Raw genomic sequence first — 9,124 nt, forward strand, 5'->3', positions numbered from 1 at the left:
TCAAGATCGGCATTCCCCCCTGTAAGGATAATGCCCGTACGTGTACCGGCAAACAGGTCTCTGTTGTTCAGCACAGCGGCCAGGGGCACCGCCGATGACGGTTCAATGATTATCTTCATCCGCTCCCATACCAATCGCATGGCATCGACGATCCCCTGTTCGGATACACATATGATATCGTCAACATACTCACGCACTATGCGGAAGGTAAGGGGCCCAAGCGATGTCAGAAGTCCGTCTGCCACAGTTGCCGGCGGCAGGGCCGGCTGCAGTACGCCTGTCCGGAACGACCGGTATGCATCATCTGCCTTCTCCGGTTCGGCAGCCAGTACCCTTGTCCGGCTGCTCATACTCTTTGCGGTTATTGCCGTACCGCTTAGCAGTCCGCCTCCTCCAACAGGAACAATTATTATATCTGGCGGGCCGGTCTCTTCGATCAGCTCCTTTGCCGCAGTTGCCTGTCCGCTTATAACCTCAAAGTTGTTGTAGGGATGGATAAATGTGGCCCCGGATGAGCTGACGACCTTTTCAAGTGTGCTCTCCCTTGCCTCAAGCGTGGGTTCGCACCAGGTTATCTCGGCCCCGTAGCCGGAAACGGCCTTTTTCTTTATATCCGGGGCCGAAACGGGCATGACAATGTGGGCATTTATCCCCCTGTTGGATGCAGCAAGTGCAAGTGCGGCGGCATGGTTGCCTGACGAATGGGTGGCAACCCCTTTTCCGGCTGAAGCGGGATCAAGCGAAAAAACAGCATTGGTTGCACCCCTGAACTTGAAGGCGCCAACCTTCTGAAAGTTCTCGCACTTGAACAGTAGCTCGCACCCTGCAATCCGGTCGATCGCCCGGGAGGTAAGCACGGGGGTGCGGTGCACCCACCCTGCTATCCTTTCATGTGCATCAAGCACATCCTGCCACCGGGGTATCTCCATTGGGCTTTTGTTAGTTTTCCCTGTTCTTTACATACCTGTCCAGCCACTCGGTATACTCCCAAAGAACGTGCAGAATTGATTCCCTGGCCACGTAACCGTGCGATTCGTAGGGCAGCATTACCAGCCTGGTGGTCACCCCGTGTCCCTGGAGGGCATTGTAGTACCTCTCGCTCTGCATGGGAAAGGTCCCGGCGTTGTTGTCAGCCGCCCCGTGAATAAGCAGTGTCGGAGCAGTCACCTGGTGTGCATAGGAGAAAGGCGACATCCTGAAATAGATCTCGGGGGCCTCCCAGTATGTTCTCTCCTCAGCCTGGAACCCGAAGGGCGTCATTGTGCGGTTGAATGCCGCACTCCTGGCTATACCGGCGGCAAAGATATCGGAGTGCGACAGCAGGTTGGCGGTCATGAAGCCCCCGTATGAATGGCCGGAAACGGCAATCCTGCGGGGATCTGCCACACCCATCCCGACGATCTTGTTGACTGCAGCCTCGGCATTGGCTACAAGCTGCTCAACGAAAGTGTCATTGGGCTCCTCATCTCCCTCTCCAACTATCGGGAAGCTTGCGTTATTAAGCACTGCATACCCCTGGGTCACGAAGAGCACCACCGAGGTGGTACCGACCCTTGTGAAGGTATACGGCGACCCCGTTACCTGTCCCGCAGCATCGGCGCTCCTGAACTCACGCGGGTATGCCCACAGAATGGCAGGCAGCGGCCCGTCGGCCTCAGGGTCATAGCCTGCAGGCAGATACAGTTCCGCCGTAAGGCTTACCCCGTCTTCCCTCTCATAGTGGATCATCTCCCTTGTCACATCCCTGAGCTGCGGTTGAGGATCGGGGAAGAAGGTGATCTGGTCGAGAGATCCGGACCGCAGGTCGCGGATAAAATAGTTCTGGGGATCACTGGTTGATTCGCGTCGTGTCAGCAATCGGCCCCTGCGGGTATCAAGAAGACGGATGGGAACCTCATAGTAGGGGCTCTCAGATCTCCAGAGCCTGGATACCGATTTTGTCCGTATGTTGAACTCATCCACAAATGGCCGGTTACCTTCGGGTGAAGCGCCCATACCCGACAGGTAGAGCGACCTTCCGCGGTTATCGAACTGCAGCACCGAAAAGCCATTTTCGTTCACCACGGTCATGAAGCTTCCCGGATCACCATAGCGGTCCTCCGTAGAACGATCCCATATAACATCCTTTCCATCATGTGTATTGGGATTGAAGAAGCTGGTGACCATCCTCCGGTCGCTCCTCCAGAATTCATAAACAACAGCCATATCGTCATTACCCCATGTAATACCAGCGTAGCGCAGCTCCAGCTTAAGCCCCTTCCGGGGCTCACCTGCAAATGGCGACTCCAGCCGCACAAGCTGATCACGGTAAGGCACATCAACCGAGGGATCACCGCCGTCGAGCGCCTCAACCCAGTAAACGGTTGCCGGTGCGTCGTTGCGCCATGTAAAGGAACGGGGCCCCGGAGATGTTGCTCCGAACCCGCGGGGCATCTCCTCCATCAGGGGAACCTCGGCAATCGTGCGCACCAGTTGTCCACCGGTATCCCACACCTCTACATTGTAGGGGAACCTGAACTGGGGAACAAGGTATGAAAATGGCCTCTGTATGCTCATCACCATCAGGTAATTACCGTCAGGGGATGAGCTTACGCTCCTGAATATCGCCGGGTCGCCGATGTTGCTGCGGTCGCCGTTTAAACTGATCTTCACAAGCTGTGCGGTAGCATAATATTCGAACAGCTCCTCATCGTGCCTGTCAGTTAAAAGATCCTGGAACGTCCTGGCAGGAGCCTGTCTTCCAATGCTCTCCTGCACCACAGGTCCGGCCGGCACTGCAGGGCGAAGGGGTGCTTCGCCCCTGCCTGCAGGCACCTGAGTATATATCAGGGTCTCACTGTCAGACAGCCAGGTAAAGGGATTGCCCAGCACATCATTCACAACCGGTTCGGTAAGCCTGAAGGCTTCGGCCTTTGACAGGTCGGCATACCACAACTCAATACCATGGTCAACGGTTACAAGGAACGCTATCCTGCTTCCGTCGGGCGCCCACCTTACATTGTTTATCTTCGCCGGGTAGGGCAGGCCCCTAAGCCTCCGCTCGTTCGTACCGTCCATATCCATTACGCTGATCCCTGTATTGTATCTTGCCCTGCCGGGGCCGTTAGTTGCCGGGTCGAAACGCACGCCGGCAAGACGGAGCTCTTCCCTGGCCAGTTCATCAATGCCGGGCATGCTCGGGTTGTCAAACAGAAGCATCATCTCGCCGCGTGGGTGAATACTGACTGACGGGGTTGCCGGGGCATCAACAATTGAAAGAATGTCATCGGGTGGCAGCATATAAGGTGTATCCAGTTGCGCACTGAGGCTAAAGGAGCACACCACTGCAATGGCAATACTTAACAATGTTGTCTTTGTTGTCTTTTTCATATCTGCTAATTATAGTTAGACTTTCGGTTATTAATCTTATTAGCCAGGATGTTGTACCCGGTATCTCATTTCTGCCTTCAAAAAGGGTCGTTAAATTAACTATTTTCTGTTACTTTTACATAAAAACAGGCAACATGTGCGACAAAGAGCAGGAGATAATCGAAGCGGCCTGGGAAAACCGGGATCTGACCGATAGCAGGGAGACAGCAGAAACCATTGAAAAGATAATAGGCAAACTCGACAGGGGTGAGATCAGGGTAGCTGAGCCCACAGGTGACGGCTGGCAGGTAAATGACTGGGTCAAGAAAGCGGTGATCCTTTACTTCCCCCTGAGGAAGATGGAAGTTACCGAAGCAGGCCCCCTTGAGTTCCATGACAAGATGAGACTCAAAAAAGGATATGACCAGGCAGGGGTAAGGGTCGTACCGCATGCTATTGCACGTTACGGGTCATACCTTTCAAGGGGAGTCGTGATGATGCCCTCATACGTGAACATAGGCGCATGGGTGGGTGAAAACACCATGGTCGATACCTGGGCCACCGTAGGATCATGCGCCCAGATAGGAAAGAACGTTCACCTGAGCGGGGGTGTGGGCATCGGAGGAGTACTTGAGCCGGTGCAGGCCTCACCCGTCATAATAGAAGACAACTGCTTTATTGGTTCCCGCTGTATCGTGGTCGAAGGGGTCAGGGTGGAGCGTGAAGCGGTTCTGGGAGCCAATGTAGTACTGACCATGTCAACACGGATAATAGATGTGACAGGCAGCTCACCCCTTGAAATGAGAGGGGTGGTACCCGGTGGTTCGGTTGTCATTCCCGGCACTTTCCCTAAAAAATTTCCCGCCGGTGAATACCAGGTACCCTGTGCCCTGATAATAGGGAAAAGGAAAAAATCGACAGATATGAAAACATCCCTCAATGAAGCCCTGAGGGAGTACAATGTCTCTGTCTAGCTTCCGGAAAACAAAAAAACCAGTTAACCCACAAATCATGAAGGAAGATCTGGAACGTGCCCTGGAGTCGATCCAAAAGGGAGGCACCATCCTCTACCCTACCGATACCATATGGGGCATAGGGTGCGACGCAACCAACAACAGGGCGGTAATGAAGGTTTTTGATATCAAGAACCGTGAAGACACCAGGCAGATGCTGATCCTGATCGATGAACCTTCCAACATCCATAAGTATGTAATGGATGTGCCGGATATAGCATTTAATTTCATCGATGCGGCAAAGAGGCCATTGAGCATTATATTTCAGAATGCCATAAACCTGGCCCCCTCGCTTATCGGCCATGACCATACAATAGGCATCAGGGTCGTAAAGGACGATTTCTGCCGGGAACTTATCAGGATGCTGGGAAAACCCATCGTCTCAACCTCGGCCAACATCTCAGGCAGTCCGCCGCCCGGCAGCTTCAGCAAGATAGCTGACAGCATAAAGGATGCAGTTGACTACATAGTAGTCCACCGCCAGGATGATGCCAGGCAGTCGTCACCTTCTGACATCATCAAGTTTGGCGAAGACGGCGAAATAATCAAGATCCGTTAGCGCTGGTTCATCGGGCGTGCTGCCGGAACCCGGGTTCAGTTGGCATTCACCACGCGTCCAGAACCGGTTATCCTTGCGTCAATCCGGGGATTGCCCGTATATATAACACGGCCGCTGCCCGATATGCGTACATTCAGGTTTGACATCACATGGATACTGCAGTTCCCGGAGCCGGTTATCAGTGCATCGGCATTCTCAACCGGCAGATTCCGGGTGTCAAGCCTTCCTGAGCCGCTGATAACGATTTTCGACTTCTCCAGTTTCCTGCCCCCTCCGATCGTAAGCCTTCCCGATCCCGAAACTGTAACATCCAGCTCACTTGCATCAAGCTCCTCCAATTCAATCCTGCCGCTTCCGCTTATGGTTACAGCCATTCTGCCGGTTGTGACGGGGCCCTCGGAATATATGGAGGCTGACCCTGAAAGGGCGATCCCTTCGAGCTCCGTCATGGTAATATATACATACAGTTCATCACTCCTCCTGTATCTCCACCGTGAAGGCATCCGTATGCTGAGCCGGCCATTATTCACCTCAGTTATGAGATTCTCGACCACCCGATTGGTACCCTCAATAATAACCTTCTGCTCATCACCCTGCTTGAGATATACCTCTCCGGGCACTGACACACTGATGCTTTTGAATTTTTCAACTCTCCTTTCCTCGGCAGGCAGGTCCCTCTGTGCTACTGCAGTGCCAACCGAAATAGCGGTTAACATCAGGACTATAAGTGTAATTCTTGCATTAATTGACATAATTGTTGGTTTAGATTGATAAAGCCGGCGAGCCGGTATTAATATTTTAAAGACTTCAGAAAAAAAAAATCGCTGCATGCTTTTTTGCTTATTTTTGCATAAGGGTGATATCAGATTCAGCAGAGCCGTTGTTGCGAAAGCTCAAAACCCGGGACATAAAACATAGACGCACACCTCATTCCTGAAATAACTGACTGGGAGCAGAATGACTGACGAACATCACTACGGATATGATGAGAGGGGGCACACCCCAAGATGGATGATCTTTCTCCTTGACCTGGTCATCAGCATCTCATCAATGGTCCTGGCCTACCAGCTCAGGTTCAATTTCTCAATTCCCGCTGAATGGAGCTCCAGGTTTTCGCTTGTGTTCCCTCTTGTAATTATTGTCAGGGGCGGCAGTTTTTTGGTTTTCAGGACATTCGCGGGACTTATCAGGTATACCGGGACCGGCGAATCGGGAAGGCTCCTTTATGTGGCCAGCACTGGCACCGGTATCCTGACTGGCATCAACCTGCTTGCCTATGTGGTTACCGGGGGCATACTGCTTTTTCCAATGTCCGTCCTCCTGATTGACCTTGTGGTACTGCTTTTTTTGCTTACCACCACAAGAATGTTCATGAGAAACACCTATTACGAACTCTTCAACAAGAGAGATGACCGGAAAGGGGTTATTATATATGGTACCGGACAGGGAGGACTGGTATTGAAGCACACACTTGAAAGAGAGATGGGCCGTAACTTCAGAGTGGTCGGCTTCATGGATGAAACCGAACGCATTGCAGGAAAAAAGATTGAAGGAGTAATGGTACACGATGTTGGCGACCTCAGGGCATTCCTTGAAAGGACCAAAATCCACTCCTTTATATTCTCAAAAGATCCTCCCTCACCTGAAAAAAAAGTCGATATTGTCGATGTATGCCTTGATTTCGACATGAAAGTCCTTTCCGTGCCCCACATATCATCGTGGATATCATCCAGGCTTGCGTTTAACCAGATAAAGTCGGTGCACATTGACGACCTCCTTGAGCGGACACCTGTGCCGGTAAATGACAGCCGCATAAGCTCGCTCATCTCGGGCAAGGTTATCATGATAACCGGAGCTGCCGGGTCAATAGGAAGCGAAATAGTTCGACAGGTCAAGGATTATGATCCTGGCAAGCTCATCCTTGTTGATCAGGCGGAATCAGCCCTTTACGATCTGGAACTTAAAATCAGGGAGGAGTTTAATCAGGAAAAGTGCATGATCGTTGCAGCAAATATAGCCGATGAAACGCGGATGGCCAGCATATTTGCCGCTCTCAGGCCTCAGATCATTTTCCATGCAGCAGCCTACAAGCATATTCCGATGATGGAAAACAACCCGGCAGAGGCGCTGCGAACCAATATCTGTGCTACAAAACTGCTGGCAGAACTTGCAAGCGACCATGGCTGTGACAAATTTGTGTTCATCTCGACCGACAAAGCGGTCCATCCCGCCAATGTAGCCGGTGCATCCAAAAGAATTGCCGAATTGTGCCTGCTTGACATACAAAAAAGATCCGGAACGCGCTTTTCAATTGTCCGGTTCGGCAATGTCCTTGGTTCCAACGGATCGGTTATCCCGCGGTTCAGGAAACAGATCGAAACGGGCGGACCGGTCACAATAACACACCCTGAAGTGACCAGGTATTTCATGACCAGCACCATCGCCGCTCAGCTCATCCTGGAAGCAGGCGCCATGTCGGAAGGAGGAGAAATATTTGTATTTGAGATGGGGCATTCAATCAGGATCTATGACCTTGCCAGGAAGATGATCAAGTTAACCGGACTTGTACCCGGACAGGACATAGAGATCAAATTCACCGGCCTGCGGGCAGGCGAGAAGATAAATGAAGAGATAATGTATACCCACGAGTACACAACGCCTACCGACAATCCCAAGATCAGCCTGGTGCTTGACAGGAACAGATCATGCGACGGCATATCAGGTAAAATTGAAGCGCTTACACAGCTCCTTCCCGGAAACGATAATGACAAAATACTGGCTGCATTCAGTGACATACTTCCCGGGTTTCAACATGCAGCAGCAGTCAAAAGCAAAGATTAAACAACCCTGACTTAATAACCCCTGACCATGTCAACCAATGACCAGTCCACCCCCGCCCATGTTTTCCTTCATTTTGCCCCAATACAGATAAGGTTTAATGATATAGACATTATGGGGCATGTCAACAATTCAGTGTTCCAGCACTATTTTGACTATGCGCGGCTGCAGTATTTCAGGCATGTACTGGGCAGGCATTTAAGCTGGGAAAAAGAGACACTGATACTGGCCTCAATAAGTGTTGATTACCACTGCCCTGTTCACATAAATGACAGGATTGAAGTTGCAACAGGAACTGTCATGCTGGGTAATAAAAGCATCCATATGGTGCAGGAGGTACGTGATACCGAAAGCGGCAACGTCATGGCCTCAAGCCGCTGCATACTGGTAGCCTTCGATGCGGCAATGAACTGTTCGATTCCCCTTCCGGGGGAATGGAGACAGAGTGTCATGTCATTTGAAAAGGAGGTCAGTCTTAAGTACGGTTAGGGAATGATCACAGGTACAGGTCCAGCAATCCGTCCGGCGCCGACACCTCTATTATCTTCATCACAGGATCAATCCTTTCAATTATGTCATCATGTAAGGGTATCAGCACCTCCCGGTTCTCATGCTCAATACGCATAACCGGATTATCCGGATATTCCAGAACTTCCGCTAGTATCCCGGCATACCCCTTCTCCCTGTCAAAAACCTTGAACCCCAGTATGTCGCTGTAACCCTCTTCCCGTTCCCCGTTGCCCTCTCCAAAATCCTTGCTGCAGAATACACGGCACCCGGCCAGAAAGCCGGCTTGAGCTGAAGATCGTGTATCATCAAATCTTATAAGTGCGGTGTCGTCGGTCAGGAACCTGAAGTAATCTATAAAAAAAGGGACCGGTATTCCGTCTATTTCGACAAATACCGTATCCCCCTCTTTTAGTTCTTCCTCAGTGAAAAATGCAAGTTTGAGAACCAGGTTTCCGCTGATCCCATGAGTTTTCAGAAGTTCGCCCAACAATTTTAAATCCCCGGCATGTTGCATGCAGAATATTTATCGTGTCAAGCCTGGCTGATCATGGTAAGGTGCCGGGATCATAACCGATCCCTTCCACCGGCTGGCTTTTATTCCTTTTTCTCTTCGTCGGACTTTTCCGCTTTCTTTTCCTCTGCAGGAGCTTCTTCCTTCTTCTCAGCTGCGGGTTTCTCTGCCTTCTCTTCGGCAGCAGGTTTCTCTGCCTTCTTCTCTTCAGCTGCAGGTTTCTCCTCAGCAGGAGCTTCCTCCTTCTTCTCTTCTGCAGGCACCTCTTCGGCAGCAGGCTTCTCTGCCTCCTTCTCTTCTGCAGCAGCTTTCTCCTCAGCAGGCGCTTCAGCAGCAGGTTTCTCT

At 51.4% G+C, this 9,124-nt stretch carries 9 protein-coding genes; 4 read left to right on the forward strand and 5 right to left on the reverse strand.

All coding sequences use genetic code 11. The annotated features are described in order from the left end of the window. On the reverse strand, positions 1–929 hold a 929-nt coding region (locus tag EA408_13195; protein ID TVR68649.1), incomplete at its 3' end, for a pyridoxal-phosphate dependent enzyme. A gap of 10 nt (positions 930–939) precedes the next feature. Further along, a complete protein-coding gene (locus EA408_13200; GenBank protein ID TVR68650.1) occupies positions 940–3,369 on the reverse strand; it encodes a S9 family peptidase in 2,430 nt (809 codons plus the stop codon). 134 nt (positions 3,370–3,503) lie between these two features. Here EA408_13200 and EA408_13205 point away from each other — a divergent pair, with 134 nt between their 5' ends. Both EA408_13205 and EA408_13210 read left to right on the forward strand, forming a co-directional pair. After that, entirely contained in the window at positions 3,504–4,322 is an 819-nt protein-coding gene (locus EA408_13205; protein TVR68651.1) for a 2,3,4,5-tetrahydropyridine-2,6-dicarboxylate N-succinyltransferase, read from the forward strand. Between the two features lie 37 nt (positions 4,323–4,359). Continuing rightward, on the forward strand, positions 4,360–4,920 hold the full coding sequence (locus tag EA408_13210; protein ID TVR68652.1) for a threonylcarbamoyl-AMP synthase: 561 nt from the start codon (positions 4,360–4,362) through the stop codon (positions 4,918–4,920). Between the two features lie 35 nt (positions 4,921–4,955). On the opposite strand, the gene EA408_13215 is transcribed toward EA408_13210, so the two are convergent. Then, entirely contained in the window at positions 4,956–5,750 is a 795-nt protein-coding gene (locus tag EA408_13215; protein ID TVR68653.1) for a DUF2807 domain-containing protein, read from the reverse strand. Positions 5,751–5,877: 127 nt separating this feature from the next. Here EA408_13215 and EA408_13220 point away from each other — a divergent pair, with 127 nt between their 5' ends. Next, positions 5,878–7,761 (forward strand): polysaccharide biosynthesis protein, encoded by a 1,884-nt coding sequence (locus EA408_13220; protein ID TVR68654.1) that lies wholly within the window; start codon positions 5,878–5,880, stop codon positions 7,759–7,761. Positions 7,762–7,788: 27 nt separating this feature from the next. Continuing rightward, positions 7,789–8,247, forward strand: coding sequence for an acyl-CoA thioesterase (locus EA408_13225; GenBank protein ID TVR68655.1), 459 nt, complete (start codon positions 7,789–7,791; stop codon positions 8,245–8,247). Between the two features lie 7 nt (positions 8,248–8,254). Here the strand turns inward: EA408_13225 and rimM are convergent, their stop codons facing one another. Then, positions 8,255–8,782, reverse strand: coding sequence for a 16S rRNA processing protein RimM (rimM, locus tag EA408_13230; protein TVR68656.1), 528 nt, complete (start codon positions 8,780–8,782; stop codon positions 8,255–8,257). A gap of 80 nt (positions 8,783–8,862) precedes the next feature. Continuing rightward, positions 8,863–9,124: hypothetical protein (locus tag EA408_13235; GenBank protein ID TVR68657.1), on the reverse strand; the 262-nt coding region annotated here is incomplete at its 5' end.

The sequence above is a fragment of the Marinilabiliales bacterium genome, from assembly GCA_007695015.1.
Taxonomy (GTDB): domain Bacteria; phylum Bacteroidota; class Bacteroidia; order Bacteroidales; family PUMT01; genus PXAP01.

Excerpts from the sequence above, each read along its gene's own strand:
- EA408_13205 (TVR68651.1), top strand. The coding sequence starts at position 3,504 with ATGTGCGACAAAGAGCAGGAGATAATCGAAGCGGCCTGGGAAAACCGG.
- EA408_13210 (TVR68652.1), top strand. The coding sequence starts at position 4,360 with ATGAAGGAAGATCTGGAACGTGCCCTGGAGTCGATCCAAAAGGGAGGC.
- rimM (TVR68656.1), bottom strand. The coding sequence starts at position 8,782 with ATGCAACATGCCGGGGATTTAAAATTGTTGGGCGAACTTCTGAAAACT.
- EA408_13220 (TVR68654.1), top strand. The coding sequence starts at position 5,878 with ATGACTGACGAACATCACTACGGATATGATGAGAGGGGGCACACCCCA.
- EA408_13215 (TVR68653.1), bottom strand. The coding sequence starts at position 5,750 with ATGCAGCGATTTTTTTTTTCTGAAGTCTTTAAAATATTAATACCGGCT.
- EA408_13200 (TVR68650.1), bottom strand. The coding sequence starts at position 3,369 with ATGAAAAAGACAACAAAGACAACATTGTTAAGTATTGCCATTGCAGTG.
- EA408_13225 (TVR68655.1), top strand. The coding sequence starts at position 7,789 with ATGTCAACCAATGACCAGTCCACCCCCGCCCATGTTTTCCTTCATTTT.